General features: G+C 48.5%; 18 protein-coding genes. 5 read left to right on the top strand and 13 right to left on the bottom strand.

All coding sequences use genetic code 11. The annotated features are described in order from the left end of the window. Window positions 1-1,251, top strand: a 1,251-nt coding sequence (locus C3F13_00290) for a hypothetical protein (protein ID PWB56896.1), incomplete at its 5' end; no start/stop codon positions are given. A gap of 104 nt (window positions 1,252-1,355) precedes the next feature. Here the strand turns inward: C3F13_00290 and C3F13_00285 are convergent. Next, on the bottom strand, window positions 1,356-3,035 hold the full coding sequence (locus C3F13_00285; GenBank protein ID PWB56902.1) for an AMP-dependent synthetase: 1,680 nt from the start codon (window positions 3,033-3,035) through the stop codon (window positions 1,356-1,358). Between the two features lie 213 nt (window positions 3,036-3,248). Here C3F13_00285 and C3F13_00280 point away from each other — a divergent pair, with 213 nt between their 5' ends. Next, window positions 3,249-4,439, top strand: coding sequence for a hypothetical protein (locus C3F13_00280; GenBank protein ID PWB56895.1), 1,191 nt, complete (start codon window positions 3,249-3,251; stop codon window positions 4,437-4,439). A gap of 87 nt (window positions 4,440-4,526) precedes the next feature. Continuing rightward, on the top strand, window positions 4,527-5,003 hold the full coding sequence (locus tag C3F13_00275; protein PWB56901.1) for a CoA-binding protein: 477 nt from the start codon (window positions 4,527-4,529) through the stop codon (window positions 5,001-5,003). A 200-nt stretch (window positions 5,004-5,203) separates the two neighbouring features. Here C3F13_00275 and C3F13_00270 read toward each other — a convergent pair whose 3' ends face one another. Further along, window positions 5,204-5,848: a hypothetical protein gene (locus C3F13_00270; GenBank protein ID PWB56894.1), complete on the bottom strand. Its 645-nt coding sequence runs from the start codon at window positions 5,846-5,848 to the stop codon at window positions 5,204-5,206. Window positions 5,849-6,103: 255 nt separating this feature from the next. On the opposite strand from C3F13_00270, the gene ppk2 reads away from it, so the two are divergent. Further along, window positions 6,104-7,051 (top strand): polyphosphate kinase 2, encoded by a 948-nt coding sequence (gene ppk2 / locus C3F13_00265; protein ID PWB56893.1) that lies wholly within the window; start codon window positions 6,104-6,106, stop codon window positions 7,049-7,051. On the opposite strand, the gene C3F13_00260 is transcribed toward ppk2, so the two are convergent. The 11 genes from C3F13_00260 to C3F13_00210 all read right to left on the bottom strand — a co-directional run bounded on the left by C3F13_00260 (window position 7,048) and on the right by C3F13_00210 (window position 18,613). Further along, entirely contained in the window at window positions 7,048-7,977 is a 930-nt protein-coding gene (locus tag C3F13_00260; protein PWB56892.1) for an LLM class F420-dependent oxidoreductase, read from the bottom strand. The genes ppk2 and C3F13_00260 overlap by 4 nt on opposite strands. Window positions 7,978-8,114: 137 nt before the next feature. Then, window positions 8,115-9,110 (bottom strand): hypothetical protein, encoded by a 996-nt coding sequence (locus tag C3F13_00255; protein PWB56891.1) that lies wholly within the window; start codon window positions 9,108-9,110, stop codon window positions 8,115-8,117. Continuing rightward, window positions 9,107-9,580 carry a hypothetical protein gene (locus C3F13_00250; protein ID PWB56890.1) on the bottom strand — a complete coding sequence of 158 codons (474 nt, stop codon included), beginning with the start codon at window positions 9,578-9,580 and terminating at the stop codon, window positions 9,107-9,109. The genes C3F13_00255 and C3F13_00250 overlap by 4 nt, the downstream gene beginning before the upstream one ends. Window positions 9,581-9,645: 65 nt before the next feature. After that, complete coding sequence (locus C3F13_00245) at window positions 9,646-10,557, bottom strand: hypothetical protein (protein ID PWB56889.1); 912 nt, start codon at window positions 10,555-10,557, stop codon at window positions 9,646-9,648. Window positions 10,558-10,576: 19 nt separating this feature from the next. Continuing rightward, on the bottom strand, window positions 10,577-11,851 hold the full coding sequence (locus C3F13_00240; protein ID PWB56888.1) for a hypothetical protein: 1,275 nt from the start codon (window positions 11,849-11,851) through the stop codon (window positions 10,577-10,579). Beyond that, window positions 11,841-12,071 (bottom strand): hypothetical protein, encoded by a 231-nt coding sequence (locus tag C3F13_00235; GenBank protein PWB56887.1) that lies wholly within the window; start codon window positions 12,069-12,071, stop codon window positions 11,841-11,843. Before C3F13_00235 ends, C3F13_00240 begins: the two co-directional genes overlap by 11 nt. 281 nt (window positions 12,072-12,352) lie before the next feature. Further along, window positions 12,353-13,183, bottom strand: coding sequence for a hypothetical protein (locus C3F13_00230; GenBank protein PWB56886.1), 831 nt, complete (start codon window positions 13,181-13,183; stop codon window positions 12,353-12,355). Window positions 13,184-13,196: 13 nt separating this feature from the next. After that, the gene (locus C3F13_00225; GenBank protein PWB56885.1) at window positions 13,197-14,135 is read right to left on the bottom strand and encodes an ABC transporter; all 939 of its coding nucleotides are present in this window, start codon (window positions 14,133-14,135) and stop codon (window positions 13,197-13,199) included. Continuing rightward, window positions 14,132-14,470 carry a hypothetical protein gene (locus tag C3F13_00220; protein PWB56884.1) on the bottom strand — a complete coding sequence of 113 codons (339 nt, stop codon included), beginning with the start codon at window positions 14,468-14,470 and terminating at the stop codon, window positions 14,132-14,134. Before C3F13_00220 ends, C3F13_00225 begins: the two co-directional genes overlap by 4 nt. 137 nt (window positions 14,471-14,607) lie before the next feature. After that, a complete protein-coding gene (locus C3F13_00215) occupies window positions 14,608-14,889 on the bottom strand; it encodes a hypothetical protein (GenBank protein PWB56900.1) in 282 nt (93 codons plus the stop codon). A gap of 2,554 nt (window positions 14,890-17,443) precedes the next feature. Next, a complete protein-coding gene (locus tag C3F13_00210; protein PWB56883.1) occupies window positions 17,444-18,613 on the bottom strand; it encodes a hypothetical protein in 1,170 nt (389 codons plus the stop codon). Between the two features lie 431 nt (window positions 18,614-19,044). Here C3F13_00210 and C3F13_00205 point away from each other — a divergent pair, with 431 nt between their 5' ends. After that, entirely contained in the window at window positions 19,045-19,449 is a 405-nt protein-coding gene (locus C3F13_00205) for a glyoxalase (protein ID PWB56882.1), read from the top strand. The last annotated feature ends 83 nt before the right edge of the window (window positions 19,450-19,532 follow it).

The following is a 19,532-nucleotide window of genomic DNA, read 5'->3' as shown; positions in this document are numbered from 1 at the left end:
AGTGCCACAGCCACCCCACCCACCGGCCCTGTGCTCGACCCGACCGACGAAATTACCGTGCCAGCCGCCCCAGGCCCGGCCATGACCCTGGTCAAGACGGCCGCGGAGGCGACCTATGATGCGGTGGGTGACATCCTGCACTTTACGATCACGGCGACCAACACGGGGAACGTGACCCTGACGGAAGTATCGATCAGTGACCCGCAGCTGGGAGCGCTCAGCTGCACCCCGGCTCAACCGACCAGCCTGGCGCCAGGTGAAAGCCTGGTCTGCACCGGGATGCACGTGGTGACCCAGGCTGACCTGGATGCGGGCTCGTACCTCAATGCAGCCAGTGCCACGGCTACCCCGCCCATTGGCGGCCCTGTGCTCACCCCACCTGCAGAAACCACGGTGCCTGCTGGACAAACCCCTACAATCACACTGCTTAAGTCTGCTGACCCGGTGATATTCGATGCAGTTGGTCAGACAATCATATACACCTATATCATCACCAATACCGGGAATGTAACTTTGCCGGGACCTTTTACAGTTACAGATAATAAGACAACAGTCACCTGCAATCCTGTTCCACCCGGTGGGTTGTTACCACAGGCAACCCTGACTTGCACCGCCACCTACCAAATTACCCAAGCTGATCTGGATAGCAATTCGGTGACCAACATTGCCAGAGCATCGGCCAACGGGGCAACCTCCAATCAGGTTAGTGCCACGATTGAACGCAGGGCACTACCAGCAGCGCTGCCGAGCACCGGCTTTGCTCCTGGTCACCGAACATTACTCCCGGATCAACCTGCCAAACTGAAGTATGATGCACTCGGCGATTTTTGGTTGGAAATTCCAGCTTTGAATGTCAAAGCATCAATTGTTGGTGTGCCAATTGATCAGGGTAGCTGGCAGTTGGATTGGCTTGGTGGTCAAATCGGGTACCTGGCAGGTACAGCCTTCCCCACCTGGAATGGTAATTCTGTTCTGACAGCTCACGTATACAATGCGAATGGACTACCTGGACCTTTCGTGAACCTGGGGAAAATGCGATGGGGTCAGCAAGTGATCATCCACGCCTGGGGCCAGAGCTATATTTATGAAATTCGCTCAGTTCAAAATAGAGTAAATCCGAACAACACCAGTATCATCACCCACGAGGAAAAACCCTGGCTTACCCTGATTACCTGCCAGGGATATGACGAAGATAGCGATTCGTACAAGTGGCGCATTGTCGTCCGTGCTGTTTTGGTGAAGGTGAAATAACTTTCATAGCAAAAAATCGTTTCAACCAGCATAGGATAGGGGCTGACCATTGTTTTTTGGTCAGCCCCTATCATTAACAACCAAGGGTTAGATATCGTAGGAATTCACATCGATGAATTTTCCTCGACCAGCACCCGGCGGAGATGTTTACCGACCATATTCTTGGGTAGAGACGATCGAAATTCCACATGCTTGGGCACTTTGTAGCCGGATAGTTTCTCGCGGCAGAAAGCGCGCAAGGTTTCCGCATCAAGCGGCACACCGGGCTTGACGACCACCCAGGCCTTGACCGCTTCACTGGTCTGCTCGTCTATCACCCCACCCACGCAAACTTCCTGCACGGCAGGGTGCATGGCAATCACTTCTTCCACCTCGCGCGGCCATACCTGGAAACCGCTGGGTTTGATTACATCCTTTTTTCGATCGATCAGGAATAGATAGCCATCTTCATCCAGGTAGCCAATATCGCCGGTATATACCCACCCATCGTGGATCATGAGGGCGGTTTCCTCAGGCCGCTTCCAGTAGCCTTCCATGATCTGCGGAGCGCGAATGGCAATTTCACCCGGCACATTCGGAGGTAGCTCTTGTTGCCCGGTTTCCATGTCAACGATCTTAAGATCTACATCGGGCAACGGAAGGCCTGTCGAGCCTTCCTTGTTTTCCCCATGGGCGGGGCAGACCACCGCAGCAAGGACAGTTTCCGTCATGGCGTATGCATCCAACAATCTGCCATTGGTCAGCTTTTCAAAGCGATCCTTGGTCTCTTTCAAAAGAGGTGCTGCGGCTGAATAGCACACCTTCATGGATTTAAAATCCACCTTACCTGAAATCACCTCCGGGTGATTGAGCAGCGCGTTGAAAAGCGTTGGTACACCATGCAACACAGCCGGTCTTTCCTTGCGAAGTGTGGCTATCAGATCGTCAATATCGCGTGGGTTTGGGACGATCACCATCGGGTAACGTGCCACCAAGGATGTGTTCATACCCATGTTTCCATATACATGGAAGAGGGGCATGACCAGAGTCAAGCGGTCGTCCCAGTCACTGAGCACCGTAGCTGCATAGGCATGCAATTGCATCGCCGAGATCAAGAGCGATCGGTGGGTTGCCAATACGGCTTTCGGTTTGCCAGTAGTACCTCCACTAAAAAGTAATATTGCTGGATCAGCTGGCTTTACCTCTACGGAAGGTCGCCCTGATCCTTTGTAGCTTTTCAGCAGGTCGGCAAAGACATAATCGCCTGATTTGACATCGATGCGGTAACCCTCCTTTTTTTCTTTAACCAGGGTAAACAGCAATGCCAGCACCGGCGGCAGGAAATCCTTGATGTGTGTTGCAATCACCCGCTTGACCTTTGTTCGCGGTTGGACAGATTTTACTTTGTCGTAAAATGGATTGAGCACCACCACTGTTTCAGCTTCGCATTCGTTCAAGGCGTGTTCAAGCTCATATTCCGTGTATGTTGCATTGATCGGGCAGAAAATTGCCCCTGCTTTCCACGCACCGATTTGCGAAATGACCGCTTGCGGTGAATTGGGTATGAGTGCTGCTACGATATCGCCCTTCTTAACCCCGATTTTTATCAATGCGGCAGCAAAGTCATTGGCGAATGCCTCAAGTTGTGTTGCGTTGACGTGCAGTCCTTTAAAGATTAGGGTCAGGTGGTCTGGGCGTTTTTGCACAGTCTCTGACAAGACCTCAAGCAAGGTACGATCAGGATACGGTTCCAGGGTTTGAGGCAGTAATGGATCATAACTCTTTAACCAAGGTCTTTCATGCATCATGTTGTCTCCTTCAATTTTAGTGGCTGCAATTAATTCATAATACATGAAAATGCAAAAATAGACAATCAATACCGGGCGGTTTTTTGTTGTTTGTTATATATCACTAATCCAAGATCCTGCAAATGCAGATGTCCTGCAGTAAAGCATTAAAATTCGCAGGCTTAGGACGAAGATGGGTATAATCTCAGTATCCAACCTCCGGAGGACAACATGCCTGAACCCACATCGTCCCACCCCCGTATTGCTGCATGGCTCAATCACATCCATGCCCTGGCTGTGGACATCGGCCCGCGCGGCCCAACCCGCGATGGTGAACGCCAGGGGGCATTGTATGCCAAGGCTCAATTCGAGAAATTAGGGCTGCCAGCCACCCTGGAAACCTTTAAAAGCGCTCGATCCATTTTTCACCCACATGTATTAGCCAGTTGCTTGATCCTGGTTGCTTTCATCATTTTTCCGTTGGGTGGAAAGACGACTGCAATCCTGGCGACGCTCCTCTCAATTTTTGTCCTGGTCTGTGAGCTGTTGGAATTGAGCTTCGTAAATAATCCCTTCCGGCTGATCGTCCCAAAAGGTCAAAGCCAGAATGTCTTCGCGACTATTCCGCCCAACGGTGAACACCGTCGCGACCTTGTGCTGGTAGGTCACCTGGACAGCCAACGCACCCCGATCATCTTCAGCACCCGCAGGTGGGTAAAAATTTACGATCGCTTTACCATGCTTGTTTTCGCTGCTTTCATCTGGCAGATTATTATCTATAGCCTTGCTTTATTTATCCAGTTACCCTGGGCGTGGTATGCCAGTATTCCTACTGCGATCTGTGCAGCCCTCCTGGCGATCATGTGCTTGCACGCTGAAGCCACACCATTCACAGCAGGTGCTAATGATAATGCCAGCGCGGTTGGGATGGTGCTGGCTTTGGCTGAAGAATTTGTCTCACAACCGCTGCAACATACGCGTATCTTCGCGGTTTGTACAGGTTGTGAAGAAGTGCAACATTACGGTATGATCGATTTTTATAAACGCCATTTATCGGAACTAAAGAACCCAACCGCGCTCGTTTTTGAGATGCTGGGTTGCGTCAGCCCAGCCTGGTTGAAGAAGGAGGGCATCATCGTACCATTTAAACCTGCTGCTCAACTGGTGCAGCTTGCTGAAAGCCTTGCCGCAGAACATCCTGAGTGGGATGCTCACCCTGCTTTGATCAGCGGGGGCAATACTGAAATGGCAGATGCTGCGCGTTGTAAGATACCTGCCATTACCATCACCGGTACCACGCGGGATGGAGAATCTCCATACTGGCACCAGGTTGCGGATACATTCGACAAAATGCAACCGGATCTGATGGAAAAAACGTGGAATATGACCAGGATGATGATTGATCGCCTGGATAATGGATAGCGAGTGCGCCATGATTGGTAACTAGCACTGTATGGTGTGAGATGGATGTAAAAAACAACTAAAGGAGTTCCAATGTCCACTGTTGATATGCTTGTACAAGAATTTTTAGGGCAAAAAAGGGTCGCTGTGGTTGGTGTTTCGGATAAGCGTGAGACTGGTTGTAATGCAGCCTACCACAGGTTCAAAACTGCCGGATACGCTGTCTCAGCAGTGAATCCCCGCTTGTCTATTTTTGACGGTGATCCTTGTTATCCTGATCTAAAGGCAATCCCAGAAAAACCCGACGCAGTGTTTATCCTTACCAACCCGAGAATCACTGAGCAAATCGTCCAGCAATGCATCGACCTGGAAGTAAAATACGTCTGGATGCATTGTATGATGGGTACTAAGCCAGGTCTGGCGAGCGGTATGACAAGCGTCTCCGCTGAGGCGGTGCGTATGTGCCAGGAGAATGGGATCACGGTTATTCCAGGGGCATGCCCGAATCAATATTTGAACCCTGATTTTGGGCACAATATGATGCGCATATTTTTCCGAACTTTTGGCTTTCACAAGTTAAGCTAGTTTGGAAAACCCTTTGGTTAAAAATCATTCAGCCAAATAATATTACTTACATCGAAAAAGAAGCCGCTTATAAGAAGTAAGCGGCTGTGAAAATATTTGTTTGGAAATTGTAAACCTTGCCCATCGCGTGACTCTTATTGCGAGGGCAAGGTCTTATTTAAGCTATTTTGCAGAAACTGAATATCTACTTCCCGAATTAGCTAGGCTGCTTCCCAGCGGTTATATTCTTCGACCGTCCATGATTTGTTGTGGACGTACTGGACCACGATACCGGCGGCTGCCATCAGGGCGAAGAGAACCAGCAGGAACCAGGATTGCGACAGGTACAATTTAACCGGATTTTCGAGCAGATTCGCGGCTGGGTTGAGGGTTTGGATAATAGTCCCAAAAGAGACTGCCGCGCCTAGTAATGAAGTGGTTATTATGATCACCCACTTGGCCAGGCTGAAACGCAGGGTAAGGAAGATCAAGACGACTCCAGCGATGATCCCAATCAGCCACAGGAGGAAGTTCGCATTCATACCGAGGCCCATCAGGCCGTAGACAGCGACGAAGTAACCAAGGGAGCCTGCAATGATGGCTACTGCAACGACATAGAACAGGTAGGATAGTACGGCAAAGATTGCCCCAACGACAAACCCAACTACCAAGCTGGTAACATCTACGAACAGCCCGCCTCCATTGAAAACCCATTGGACTGTGTTAGCACCCAGGGAGAGGCCGAAAAAGAAGCCCCACAGCGGGAGCAGGACGAGGAACAGCCTGTAGCCGGCAAAAGTGATTAGAACACCTAATACCATTCCAATCAACCCTGCACAAAGTATATTAAACGCGGTCATATTCATTCTCCTTTTGTTTTTTTAAGCAATTATTGGCATTCTCGTGACTATATAACCCTGGCTTTTGAAACAAGTTACGCGATTCATCAATTTTTATTATCTGTTGAAAAAATCAACATTTGTTGCGTGCCTGTAAAAAATGTCAGCTTGGTGAATGAAGATAATCCTGCATAAATTTCATCGATAGGGATTAAAATATATAAGCCACAAAGAACCTTCCTGTTCAATTTCAATGTCACATCCGGCAGTAAGGAGTGAAATATGCATCAAAAGGATAAGGACAAAAAAGATAAAGCCAAGGTAAGCGATGAAGGGAACTCTGCCGTTAAAAAAACCGAGAAAATAAAAACAGACCAACCACTGGAAAAACAACCTACTGAGGTAACCCACACAGACGAAAAATATACCATTGTGGACGAGAAGATCTACAATAAAGAATTACGCCGGTTACAGGTAGAGCTGGTCAAGATGCAGGAATGGATCCGCACGAATGGTCTCAAGGTGGTGGTCATTTTTGAGGGTCGTGATGCGGCTGGCAAGGGAGGCGTGATTAAGCGCATCACTGATAGCTTGAACCCACGTATTTGCCGGATCGTTGCTTTGCCCGCGCCAACCGAGCGCGAAAAGACGCAATGGTACTTCCAGCGCTATGTTGCGCACCTGCCGGCAGCGGGCGAGATGGTTCTATTTGACCGTAGCTGGTACAACCGGGCAGGCGTCGAAAGGGTGATGGGTTTCTGTACCGAAGCGGAGTACTATGAGTTCCTCCGCTCCGTCCCTGAATTTGAGCGCATGCTTGTGCGCTCAGGCATCATCCTCATCAAGTATTGGTTCTCCGTCAGTGATAAGGAGCAGGAACAGCGTTTCCAGGCGCGCATTGCAGACCCGACCAAGCGTTGGAAGCTCAGTCCGATGGATCTGCAATCACGCGCCCGCTGGGTTGAATACTCCAAGGCGAAGGATGAGATGTTCGCCTATACCGATATAAAACAGGCTCCCTGGTACGTTGTCAATGCTGACGAAAAGGAATGCGCACGGTTGAACTGCATCCATCACCTGCTCAGCATGATCCCATATGAAGACCTCACGCCTGAGCCGATCAGCTTACCCCCTCGGCAGGGGGAAAAGGGTTACGTCCGGCCGCCCATCACCGACCAAACCTTTGTCCCTGAGGTCTATAAAGCGGCTGAGCCGGACAAGCTCGATTAGGAGGAATGCGCGGTTTCACCGATCGCAGAATATTCAGACCGCAGGCGCGGGATGGCTTCATTGACGATGTGCTCAAACATCGGCATGAGCACCGGGACAAAAGGATAGAAAAACACGATTTCTGAGATCCCAATATCCAGGTAATATTTGACGATCTCTTCAAACACCCCTGGAGTTGAATACAAACGTTGGTACTCTTCATGGGTATAGATGAGCACTGAACGGCGTAAGGTCGAAGGATCACGGCCAATGTCAGCACAATAACTATCTAAAAAGTTGTTGCGGTCACGAGTCAAGGCAATCATTTCTGAGCAGGAATTTACATTTATTCCACCAAAAGTATTCCACGTATCAGCAAACTGTGCAGCAATTTTTAGCATGCGCGGACCGTTTCCACCAATCATTAATGGGGGACGCGGCTTTTGGATGGGCAGGGGATTCATAATTGTGCCACTTACCTGATAGTACTTTCCACGATAGGTGGTTTCTGGTTGGCGAAGCAGCTGGTCAATAATTTCAACCGCCTCTCTGAAGCGATCCACCCTCTCCTTGGGAAGCCAATCAGGTGTGCCCGTCATGGCATAGGAGATATCGACCTCTCCTGGGGCACCTGCGCCAAGGCCAAGGTCAAGACGACCATCGGAAATGTGGTCGACCGTCATTGCCTGGCGAGCCAGGAAAGCGGGGTTACGCCAGGGTGTGGCGGATAGCAAGCCTATGCGGATATTCTTCGTTTGTGTAGCTAAGGCAGCCAGCAGGGTCCAACATTCGTACCAGTGTGCTTTTGGATCAGCAAAGTTAACAAAATGATCTGCCAGCATGACCCCATCAAGTCCCGCTGATTCCAAGAATTGCCAGCGCCTGACCATTTCGGGCCAAGGTACTTCCTGCATCGCCGCCACAATGAAGCGAAGTTTATGAACCATTTTTATTATTCTCCTCGGTGCTCCAGGTTCTTTGAATAGGTATGGCTTCGAATACAATACTATCAAAGCTTACTAGCCGTTCATCCTGCCTGGATCACCGGAGGAGGACGTGTCCAGGCAGGATGGGATACGGGGTTTCAAGGTGAAATCTGCCGAGTGAATTTCGCCTTGAGAATTGCGCCAGTAACCATCACCATTCCAATAACAAAAAAGGTGATGGCAGGCAGCAGCGGTATAAAACTCTGACCGACGAGAAACGCAATTAAAGCAAGCACCAGGAAACCCAATGCTGGGTATTTGGCCCAGGCATGCCTGTGGTCTCCGCCCAGACGCCATACCAGGCCAAACGTGAGGGCGAAGCCCAGGAATAACAAGGCTGAATATATTCCAAGCTGATATTCCCCGATTGAGATGTAATCGTAGCCTGGAATCAGCCTGTTGAGCAATGCCACCATTCCAATCGTTGTAAAGATCCCGGCAAGGATAGATGCCCACCAGTTTTTCTTTGATCGATAGGCAATTGCTATAAAAACCAAGCCGATGCCAAGCATGAGCGCTGGCCCCCAGACAGCCCCGTGGATGAAGGATTCAACCAGATAGAAGACTCCCAGAAAGCCGAAGAAAGCCGCAACGAACAGGGACCAGCGACATTCCGGAGCAGTCAGGCAGCCCACCATGAACGGTAAGGAGATGGAATACACGATCAGTGCAATGAGCAGGTTTTCTTCGACTAGCCCTGACAGGGGCGGCGCGAAGGCGATAATCGTCAATAACCAGGCGGGTACGAGCCATGCCCACTGAGTCCGGTTCAGGAAATAGCCTACATAACATGGGATAGCCAGGCTGATCAGGATCGGGAAAGCGACGATCGGGCTTCCATAGTTCATAAATAAACCAGCCGCGTTGAGCGCTAAGCTGGCAGATATCAAAGCTGGAAAGAGCCATGCCCAATACCTGGTGCCACTAAGGAAATAACTCAAGAAGGATACACCGCTCAAACAGGCGAAGATGACCACTGACAACTTGCCTGAAAAACAGTCGAATGGCACATAACCTTCCAGGCAGGCAAGTGTCAATCCGGCCAGGAAGAGACATACGACCCCCCATATTATTTTTAGAATGCGAGTTTTCATATCGTTACCTCTTTTTGTGATTGCCGTTTTTTGATTTCATGAGATGTGGCATTTAGATAGGTACTTACCAGGAATAAAGCCCCATATATAGCCCAAAGGGGTTTAGAAATCAGTGCCAAAGGCCACCAGTAGAACATCACTGTGGCAAGATATAAAGATACATAGGGCACAAATACGGGCCAATATGGAGGTGTTCGCCATTGGATTTGCCGGATATATTCAACACTGTACCCAAACGCTGCCCAGATCAGAAATATAAATCCCCCCAGCCAGTATGACCAGCTCATACCAATCAGTAGGAAGTAGATACTTAATCCCACAGCTGGAATGCACAGTAGATAGATGATTTTTCCATATCGCATGGCTAACTCGTAACGCCTTTTCCTCAGGGCGAAATGGACGATCAGGGCTGCTTGAAAGAAAAAAGCCCATGCTACAAACATGATCTCTGAAATTTCATTCCCTGCCATTAGGTAACCTCACTTCTCCTATCCATGAAAGTTCTTGCGTATATATAAATCTTCGCCAAACTTCCCTAACGGGCTGCCAGTGTGGCGACAAACAGGAATACATCAGCTGCCATGTGGATCAGATAAGCACCCCAGATACTGTCCGTTTTATACATCAGGATCCCGCATGCCAGGCCCATGGCAAAAGTGTTGATTAAGAAGATTGGCACTGCGAAGGCGGGTAAGTAAACCACCGAGGTCATATGCAGCAGGCCAAATGTCAGTGAAGTCAACAGGACTGTTCCAGCGATCCCGATCAGGGGATACATTTTCTTCATGAAGAGGCCTCTGATCCACAGCTCCTCAGATAGGGCATTGAAGATAGAAAACAGGAATGCCCATCCAATAACTGGACCAAGTTTAGCCAGCTCGTATCCCGGTCCGAAGAAGATGAGCGCCGAAGTGAAAAAATCGGCCAATACTAAACCACCAACGCCAAATCCCCACTTATAATTCTGGTTGCCGACTTTTAAAAATATTGAGCCCAGGTCTGCGCCTGATATCAAGGTCAGTACGATAATGGGGACGATGACCAGCAATGTTTCGTAAATTTTCGCCAGTGCCATGATCCGGTTTTCGTCGGACGTCCATCCGAAAAGACGCACGAAATCAGTGTTGTAACCTGAAAACAGGACTGAGATTAGATTGATAGATGAAGCGATGAAGAAAGCGTATGTGACTAGCCAATATTTATTGAACCTATCGCTGCGTTTAAAAAGCAGGGCGGCAATCAAGAAAATGCCCGTGATGCTGGCTGCATAGGTGGTATTCCCATTTGTGGGAAACAAAGAAACGTAATTCGTGCCGAACAGGAAAACCGCCATGGAGCAAGCCAGCAGAACGATAAACAACCCTGCACGGTATACAAGGGTGGTAGGGAGCTCTCTCGCCCGCATGGTTGATAAGGATGTTTGATTTGAAGCCATTTCGATTTTCATGATTTCACCTTTTTATCGTTCACCAGGTTTTTAGAGATGCGATAACCAATTCGCCAACCAGCTGAATCTTACCGGTCAGGCTATAATCGCCCTCGCAATTAATTCCACTGTAACTGTAGATAAAGCTAAATTCCAAATTTCCACGTTGAATATTCGGCTCATTCCCTGCACCTTGATACCAGATGGACTGGATTTGGCCACTCGGGCAAACCAGGTAGATACGGCTGGCAGGTGAGCCAGCTACCTCAAGCGTCCCGCCTGGAATGAACTCACCCTGGCCCACCCCCGTCGGCCAAAGCGGGGCATCTTCACCGATGGAGCGAAAAGCCATGCGGATGCTGGGAGATAACGGCTTGTCTTGGCGTGGGCGTAGTATGAGCTCGTGATCATTCATCAGCGGGTCAAATGTGGTGGTTTCGTCCACCACCCAATCCTCCGGGAGCATGATTGAAAATCCGTACTTATCGGAGGTATATGTCCAGAATCCCTGGTAATAATCAACCTGGATCGGTACCGCGGTAGGGATTGGGGTTATTTCCGATACGATGGAAGGCTCTGGCGTAAACTGGAAGCTGGCCAGGAAGCGATTATTGAGCTCCATATCCTCGGTATCACCAGAGTGACCAATGCTGATCTGGTACAGCTGGCCAGCGTGGGCGAAATAATACTGGTCGAAGGCGTATGATTGCGGGCTACGCTCATGGCGAAAGTGGATAGCGGTTGTCCCAGCAATTTGTATATCTGCTTGCCGATTCTCACCTGTCAGGTAGTGGTCAGTCAGCCATTGCATCAGATCTGTACCTTCGGGCAGCTGGTAGTCCTGGCGGTCAGTCGGGTGTGCGATGGTCCAACTTTCTGAACCCATGCCAGGCCCAGAAATGAATAGACCTTTCAGTGGATCATCATTGACCGTGACCCGAGCCTCGGCAGGGTAATGGAAACTGTATCCCAGGCTCTCATTCTGGTAAATTTTCCAACCTATCTCATCTGAATCTATACTATCGGCAGGATTTTCGCTGGCTGCAGGCTGGCATTCTGCGCGGAAATAAGCCCACTCATCGCATTCGCTGCCGTCCGGGAAGACGCATACCCCTGATTGGCTACCATCAGTAGCAGTGCGGATCTCAAGTGTGTACCCTTGTTGTTCACAATAGGCTGAGGCAGGGTTAGGCTGGGTGCTTATGGTGGACTCAGCGGCTGGTAAGTTGGTAGGTTGTGGATCAAATGTATCGATGGAGATTGAGCAGCTGGTGATCAGGAAGCAAATTGCAAATAACAAATACTTAGCTTTCATTTTCGATCCTTTCGACAGTGATGACAGTGATATTGAGGTTCCATAATTGTTCTAAAAATCCACGCAGGGCGGATTGGTCAGAAAATTTACCAACCAAAGAAGTTGCCCCATTTTTTTGAGAAATGATGGTTAGATCTCCGTACCCATCGATGAAATCCTGTTCGAGCGTTTCTTTGACCAGGATGTGATATGCTGAAAGGTTGGGTTGATTTACCTCCATCATGGCTCCTTTTCCCAGACTGTTTTCTCTGACGAATCACGATTACATAATAGAATAAAGGGCCTGAAAAATCAGGCCCTTAATGGGGTATTGATGGGGTATTTCTCCACTGACTTTTTGGGTGTCATTGAAGTAAATCGATTTTCCTACGAGGGTCACCAGCTGGGATTCATAACAACTTCGACGATATTCGATATTTTATTAACCAAAAAGAGCTATCCTTTCTTTTTGGATAGCTCTCGTTATTCTCTACGAAATAGGCAGTGCATGTTGCTTGTGAGCTAGTTTTTTCGCCAGGAACCTTCACCACTTAACCGGATGTCTCGCCGGTGGAACAATAACGAAGCAAAGAGACTCATGCTGAGGCTAATGACCAGCAAGACAACCAGCTGGGTAAGGTGTAGTTGCTCAAATGACATAACTGACTGGTAATAATGGTAAGGAAGTGCCTTGGAAATCGCGGCGATACGCTCATCCAGGAATGAGAGCGAAGATAAAAGATAGCTGAGAACCATGACAATTGCGGTAAGCATGGCTGCCAGGTTACGGGAAGGCAGGAGCATGCTTAAAAGTAATCCCAGCGCGGCATACAGGAGTAATTGGACGAACAAAGTTAGGAAGGGTAGAGCCATTTGCCCCCAGGTTAATCCCAGGCTTGACCGACCCAACATTATACTAAAACCCAGCCAGTTGAGGATAAGGATTGAGATGGTTGCTCCCAAAAAGCCCAGGAGCCTGCCCCAAAAGAAGGGCTGTCGTCCAACCGGGTGGGCAATAATTAGATCTAACCTACCGCGTTCCTCGTCATTTACGATCAATCCGCTCCCGGCAATGACCGCGAAGACACCAACGATCACCGGAAGCATCGAGAACGCATACATTCCAAGGAATCCTGCCGGGGTGAGCGGGCTTTTGATATCTGCGCCAAAAAAGGCCAGGAATTCTGGAGGGTAACTTGCAATCATTTGTTGGAATTGCCCTGGATTTTTTCCCAGCGACTCATACATCGGAATAATCATCAATCCATACAGTGCGACACCCAGGCCCCAACCAATGATCTGCCAGCGCATACCAGTAAAGGTGTAGCGAAATGTCGTCCACAGGCGTTTCATAGTATCACACTCCTCAGCTCAATGCGTCTTTTTTGTAATACGTCAGGAAGGCCTCTTCGAGGCTGGGCCTCTCGGTTTCCAGATCTAAAACTGGCATCCCACCCAGCGTTTGGACCAGGTGTTCCATGTCACCGGTAACTTGAAGGGTCAGGCTGGTCTGATCAACCTGCGACAGGAATTCAATACCCCGAAGCTCGATCAGAACGGTAAAATCAACCGGTTGCTTGAAACGAATAGTAATGCGGTTGATGCTGGAGTGGGTCAGGTTGCTGGTATTGGTCACTTCCGCGATTTCACCCGAACGGATGATTGCCACCCTTTCCGCCAGGCTCTCCACCTCGCTCATGATATGTGAGCTAAAAAAAACAGTTGCCCCGTTGGCATTGGCTTCCCGTAATAGTCCTAAAACTTCCTGCTGCATCAAGGGGTCCAGACCGCTGGTTGGTTCGTCCAACAGCAAGAGTTTTGGGCGATGCATTATGGCCTGGATGATGCCCACTTTTTGTTTGTTTCCCTTCGAAAGGTTCTTGATGGGCTGCTTAAGATCGAGGGATAGGCGGTCAGCAAGCTGTTTCACGTATTCCCATTCTGCACAGCCTCCCCGCATATCATTGAAGAAGCGTAGCTGTCGTTCGGGGGTAAAGTTGTCGTAATATTGCATCTCGCCAGGTAGATAGCCAGTAAACGCCTGAACTGCAACAGGGTTTAACTGTGCATCGATATCCATCAAGTGGATTGTTCCATTGTCAGGACGGATCATGTCCAACATACAACGGATTGCGGTGGTTTTCCCTGCCCCATTGGGGCCGAGGAAACCGAATATTTCGCAACAATGGACAGTTATATCAATGCCTCGCAAGGCACGAACTTTCCCGTACGATTTAACCAGTCCATTAACTTCGATAGCCAGCTTTGAATTAGTATCAGTAGGCACGGAGCTCTCCATAATCATTTCTCCATTATCACCTTATCGTGGTCTTCTATTCCAGAATGATAGAGATTCCAGAACAATTCATTTTGTGCGGGGTCACCCAGGTCATTTGCCTGTGGTATTGGGCTTGAGCTCGCTTCAGCAGAAAATACCGACAGATTGACGATTTGGAATTGATCAAGAAACCCACGTATCATGGCTGAGTGAACGATCAGGCAGACCTTTACTGTATTATTTTCCGGCTGGTCGATGATGCTTAGGTCACCTTCCCAATCAACGATGGGCGAGTTAAGGATGCCATCAAGTTTTATATGATAGAGCTGATCATCGTTGCGCTGAATATGAGGACTTTCCATCGTATTATCCACATTTTCATGTCAAGTTTTTCGTTTACGTTATTACCCATATGTACAATACATCAGAAAGCCTGAGGAATCAGGCCCTGAATGGGGTATCGATGGGGTATTAATTTGAGTGATTCTTCAGATTAGGTTTACAACAAGCCCAGTTCTTGAGCGCGCCTGACCGCCTCGATGCGCTTATGGACATTCAATTTGCCATAGATATTCTTCAGGTGTTTATGTACTGTTTCAGGAGCGATGATTAAAGTTTCGGCGATTTGCTTGTCTGAGCATCCCTCAGCTAAAAGTCTAAGCACTTCCATTTCGCGGCTGGAAAGCGGTTCTATGAGTGAGGCATTTGATACTGTCTGGTGAGATGGATCGCCATGTGCATACCCGATTGCCGTGTCGATCTTGTCAATATATGTGGGCATTACGCCAACCTGGCGCGCTTGTTTTAGTAGTGAAGCTAAATTAGTACTTTCAATGATAAATAGATGCAGATAACCCTCAGGGGCGGCTAATGTTAGGGCTCGTTTTAAGGAAGCAATTGCATTATCTTTCTGTTTCAGGTTATCATAGGCGACGGCTTGCCAGAGGAGCAGGCGGATGATATAGTGCCCGATACCTCTTTTTTCCATATCATCTATAAAAACTGAAGAATATTTTAAAGCTTTTGAATACTGCTTCTTGGCCAGATAGATCTGGATGAAAGTAAACGGAAGCAGAACGGTTTGATAGCTGCCAATCGTGAAGTGAGCAGGATCATCATAATCGATCTCAGCACGAGTCAAGCAATTCAGAGCTGACTCAAGGTCATTCAAGGACAAATACCATTCAATTTCCTGTGCGAGGGTAATTTGTTCAAACCAGGCGGAAGTTCGCCGGGCAACCTGGCGTGCCTGATGGAGAATATTGAATGCTTCTTCCCTGTCACCAGATGCAAATAGCGCGTATCCATAATTGTCTAAAGCGAAATGAAGCGCATCAGCTTGCTCCCAGCGCCGGGCCAGGTCTACTGCTTCCTTAGCGTATTTCAATGCACCTTGCAGATCATTCCACTCAAGCTGAACAGCGCTCATGGTTGTGTAGATATGGCTTAGCGTCGGCAGGAAGCCATAAGATCGACTGGATTGGGCCAGTTGGATAGCTTCCTCACAAGCAGCATAGGCTTCTCTCAACCGCCCTTGCATAGTCAGTAGCCAGGCCCAACAGCCATGCGCGAAAATGGTTACATGTGACACATTGCACTCCCTGGCATATTTGAGTGCAAGTGCCAGCGACGTGGTTCGATCTTTAAAATCAGGTTGCGTCAGGCCTAATAAGGTGGCGGCCTGGCAACGAATCAATCTTTCAGAAGGAGGCAACCACTCGAGCGCAACCTGGGCGGCACTGGCAGCGATATCCCGCCTGTCGCCAATCCAGTTTGCATATGCTCGAATTGCAGCGATATGCCCTCCCAGTGTTTGGAACTCCTCTTCACTTTTTAAGTTATCGATCTCGCCTTCTGCTTCTGTCAGGATGGGTTCGACATGATTCAATTGGCCTGTATAGGCGTCCAACCAGGCATGACCCACCAACAACCATGGGCGAGCCGCGTTTTTTTCGCCGGATAGTATCTCGATTTGCCTGGCCACGTTGCTCAGCTCATTTTGCTCGAGCAAAGCGAATATGTTGGCGCTGATCAGCCTGACGCTGCGTTCCCAATCTCCAATGGCAAAGGAATGATGGATCGCGTCCGCGATCATTCCCTGTTCTTCAAACCATATACTGGCTCGAGTACGTAATATTGGAATTTTTTCAGGCTCGCTTTTCTGTAAATAGCCGAACAACAATTCGGCAAACAATGGGTGATAACGATACCAGCGCTGTTGATGATCCAAAGGAATGATAAACATGTTGCTGTGATCCAGCTCATCCAGGATGACCGCTGACGGGCGAGAAATACCTTCATGTTCATTTCGCCCGATCAAGGAATCGCATAATGGCGCGGTTAAATGTTCGAGGATGGATGTGTAAAGCAGAAAGCGGTGCATCTCAGGCGTTTGCTTGGCAAGGATTTCACCCATCAGGTAGTCGAAGATATAGTGGTGACTGCCTGTAAATGCATTAATGAAGCCAGAAGTATCCGTCATGTCGTGCATCGACAGGGCAGCCATTTGCAGTCCGGCAATCCAGCCCTCGGTACGCTGAGTGATGCGGGTCACATCATCCGATGAAACCTGTATGCCCATCGTTCGAATTAAAAAGTCTGCGGCTTCTTCGGTATTAAATCGAAGATCTGACATACGCATCTCGAGCAAATCCGACCGGGCTCTCAGACGTGCAAGCGAGAGGGGAGGATCAGCACGGGTTGCAATGACCAGGTGCAGCGAAACTGGTCGCTGTTCAATTAAAAAGCTGACTGCCTGGTGGACCTGCTTATCCTGGATGATGTGGTAATCGTCGAGGACAACACAAATTGGTTTTCCAATGCTGTCGAGTTGATTTATCAATGATGTAAGATATGCCTCCGTATCTGCTTTGGATGCCAGGTTGATGGGTGCATCAATAGAGATATTTCCCCCCAATTCAGCTTTTTGGCAGGCAGCAGAAAAATACGATAGAAAACGCAAGAGATCATTATCGTTGTCGTCGAGTGCGATCCAAGCCGAGGGTATCGCCAGATTATCCAGCCAGGCGCTCAGCAGGGTTGATTTACCATAGCCGGCTGGAGCTGAGATCAGGATAAGCTTGCAGCCCAGCCCCTCGTTTAACTTCTGGATCAGCCGCTCGCGGGGGACGAATTTTGACCTGACTGGTGGTACAGACAATTTAGTCGATAGGATTTGCATAGTGAATGCCTGAGCTACTATATCCTATCGTAATTTGCCCATGCTGACAACTCTTATACGGACTATTTTGACGATCTCTTAAGGTAGTCAGGGAAAGGACAGCTTAGCAACGATTGTGGAAAGCAACAACTCGCCTCACGCAGCAGGGTTTTCTCTATTCGACTGCCACTTGCAATAGATCATCGAGGTATTCGCCACCGGGTAAAGCGCGCGGCTTCCAGCCAGGCATCAGGCGGTCCAATAATACTGCAATGGCATTCCCGGAGTAATAGAAGCGGGTATCTCCTGATAAACCCCCCACGCTGGCGGCTTGCTCTAATTGCTGGGTCCAAAATCTTTGTTGATTTTTATAATATTTAAAGTCCTTGTCCTGAGCCATACTTTCTATTGGTAGGTAGTCATGTTTGGCATCCGCCTGCCGCATAATTTTCAGCTCAGCATATTTAGCCAACCCTTCTTCCCACTCTCGCAGCTGTTCCAGCCTGATTTCTTCGGTGGTCAATCCTTTGTGTCGCTCGGTACGTAACTGCAAGAACTGGTTTGCCAGGTCGCGAGCTTCAGCATCTGTTGCGGCTTGTGCAGCATCAACCAGCACATTCATTTCCTGCTTCCAGGGATCATCCATTGCATCATAGGGGTAATTAGCTTCTACCGAGTACATCTCTTCGGACGCGTTGAATGTATTCAAGGCAAGCATGCCTTCCAAAGAATGGAAGCTCTCATGCTCGAGAGCAGCGATGTAAGATTCGCTCTTACCCATTAAAAATGCCCAAACGAGGCGTACTGGAATCAGGTCAGAAATCACAGGTGGAAAATTCTTGCGAAAGTCCTGATAAAAATTTACCTGGCCGTATTCACGCGTCATGAAGGTCGCCACCCAGCGGTCGCCAACTAAGACAGTAAATCCTTGAGGGGTTTTATCACGGTCAGTTAATTCCGTGCGATAATAAGGCTGGCCTTCGAAGGTGTCAGCAGGCACGATCTCCCAAGTGCCCCCGCGTTGTTCCATGGAAGGGACTTTTTTCCATCCAGCTGGAGGGTCAGGATAACCCACCAGGAAGACATATTGCTCGTTATAAACGATCAGCGGGATATCAGCCTGTGACCATCCCGGCCAGACATCATCTCCAAGAGACTTGCGTAAATGGATCACTTCAGCCAGGCGGGCTTTCTCGAGCTCACTGAGATGGTCAATCGTTAATGAGTGTTGGGGTAATCCGATATTGGTCAGGTCTAGGATGGCAGTGATAAGCACGAGCAAACCAACGGCACCCAGTGGGATGACCAGGCAGGTTTTAAATAATCGAGAACGTTTTGGGCTCAACGGATTATCTCCTTCAGGCGATTAAAAGAGAAGTAGAGCAAAGTACGAATTGGTTGTTTGGTTCTCCGGGTAAGTGGAGCCAGTGAACAAGGGAATTATTTCAGAAAACGAGATTGATGTGCTAGCATCCAACTTGCCGGTAACTGGGCAGCCAGGAGCAAAAATTTAAATTTGATCACTTTATATTTAAAATGATAACTTGAAGAACTGTTTTCTTGATGCATGATACCACTTTGAATATTGTTTGGGTATTAAAAGCTAAAATCGGGATAAGCCAGGTATCGTTGGTCTTGTGTGCATAACCAGTTGATAGGTTCAATTCCAAATTGTGAGACCAACAGGTAAGATCGTATGGTTTATTATATACTCATCAATCATAAAGTTTTTCTATTTCATCGCCCATGAAATACGATCAGAACAGGAGATTCTATATGGAACCACGCATTACTATGATCACACTCGGAGTAAATGACCTGAAGAGGTCATATGAGTTTTACTCCAAAATTATCGGTTTCCCTTCGAAAAATGGTATAGAAAATGACGCGGTTGTGTTCTTCAACCTTAATCACATGCTGCTCTCACTATACCCCAAGAGCTTACTGGCGGAGGATGCTGGGGTACCTGATGATGGAAGAGGCTTTCCAGGCTTTACACTGGCCTATAATGTAAAAAATCGGGAAGATGTGGATGAGATCATTCACCATCTGCGAATTGCTGGTGCAGTGATCAGTAAAGAACCACAAGAAACGTTCTGGGGTGGCTACGATGCTTATTTTCAAGATCTTGATGGATACTCCTGGGAAATAGCCTGGAATCCGTATATGTGGGTCGAATAGTGCTTTGTGTTTTTTTTGCAGGTAAATCACTTCATTGCACTTAAGTTGATCGGTGTGCGTAAACAGTATTGTTATAATACTTC

The sequence above is a fragment of the Anaerolineales bacterium genome (assembly GCA_003105035.1).
GTDB lineage: Bacteria > Chloroflexota > Anaerolineae > Anaerolineales > UBA4823 > FEB-25.
This window is presented reverse-complemented; position numbering and strand designations above follow the sequence as displayed.

Excerpts from the sequence above, each read along its gene's own strand:
- C3F13_00285 (PWB56902.1), bottom strand. The coding sequence starts at position 3,035 with ATGCATGAAAGACCTTGGTTAAAGAGTTATGATCCATTACTGCCTCAA.
- C3F13_00280 (PWB56895.1), top strand. The coding sequence starts at position 3,249 with ATGCCTGAACCCACATCGTCCCACCCCCGTATTGCTGCATGGCTCAAT.
- C3F13_00275 (PWB56901.1), top strand. The coding sequence starts at position 4,527 with ATGCTTGTACAAGAATTTTTAGGGCAAAAAAGGGTCGCTGTGGTTGGT.
- C3F13_00270 (PWB56894.1), bottom strand. The coding sequence starts at position 5,848 with ATGAATATGACCGCGTTTAATATACTTTGTGCAGGGTTGATTGGAATG.
- ppk2 (PWB56893.1), top strand. The coding sequence starts at position 6,104 with ATGCATCAAAAGGATAAGGACAAAAAAGATAAAGCCAAGGTAAGCGAT.
- C3F13_00260 (PWB56892.1), bottom strand. The coding sequence starts at position 7,977 with ATGGTTCATAAACTTCGCTTCATTGTGGCGGCGATGCAGGAAGTACCT.
- C3F13_00255 (PWB56891.1), bottom strand. The coding sequence starts at position 9,110 with ATGAAAACTCGCATTCTAAAAATAATATGGGGGGTCGTATGTCTCTTC.
- C3F13_00250 (PWB56890.1), bottom strand. The coding sequence starts at position 9,580 with ATGGCAGGGAATGAAATTTCAGAGATCATGTTTGTAGCATGGGCTTTT.
- C3F13_00245 (PWB56889.1), bottom strand. The coding sequence starts at position 10,557 with ATGAAAATCGAAATGGCTTCAAATCAAACATCCTTATCAACCATGCGG.
- C3F13_00240 (PWB56888.1), bottom strand. The coding sequence starts at position 11,851 with ATGAAAGCTAAGTATTTGTTATTTGCAATTTGCTTCCTGATCACCAGC.
- C3F13_00235 (PWB56887.1), bottom strand. The coding sequence starts at position 12,071 with ATGGAGGTAAATCAACCCAACCTTTCAGCATATCACATCCTGGTCAAA.
- C3F13_00230 (PWB56886.1), bottom strand. The coding sequence starts at position 13,183 with ATGAAACGCCTGTGGACGACATTTCGCTACACCTTTACTGGTATGCGC.
- C3F13_00225 (PWB56885.1), bottom strand. The coding sequence starts at position 14,135 with ATGATTATGGAGAGCTCCGTGCCTACTGATACTAATTCAAAGCTGGCT.
- C3F13_00220 (PWB56884.1), bottom strand. The coding sequence starts at position 14,470 with ATGGAAAGTCCTCATATTCAGCGCAACGATGATCAGCTCTATCATATA.
- C3F13_00215 (PWB56900.1), bottom strand. The coding sequence starts at position 14,889 with ATGCCCACATATATTGACAAGATCGACACGGCAATCGGGTATGCACAT.
- C3F13_00205 (PWB56882.1), top strand. The coding sequence starts at position 19,045 with ATGGAACCACGCATTACTATGATCACACTCGGAGTAAATGACCTGAAG.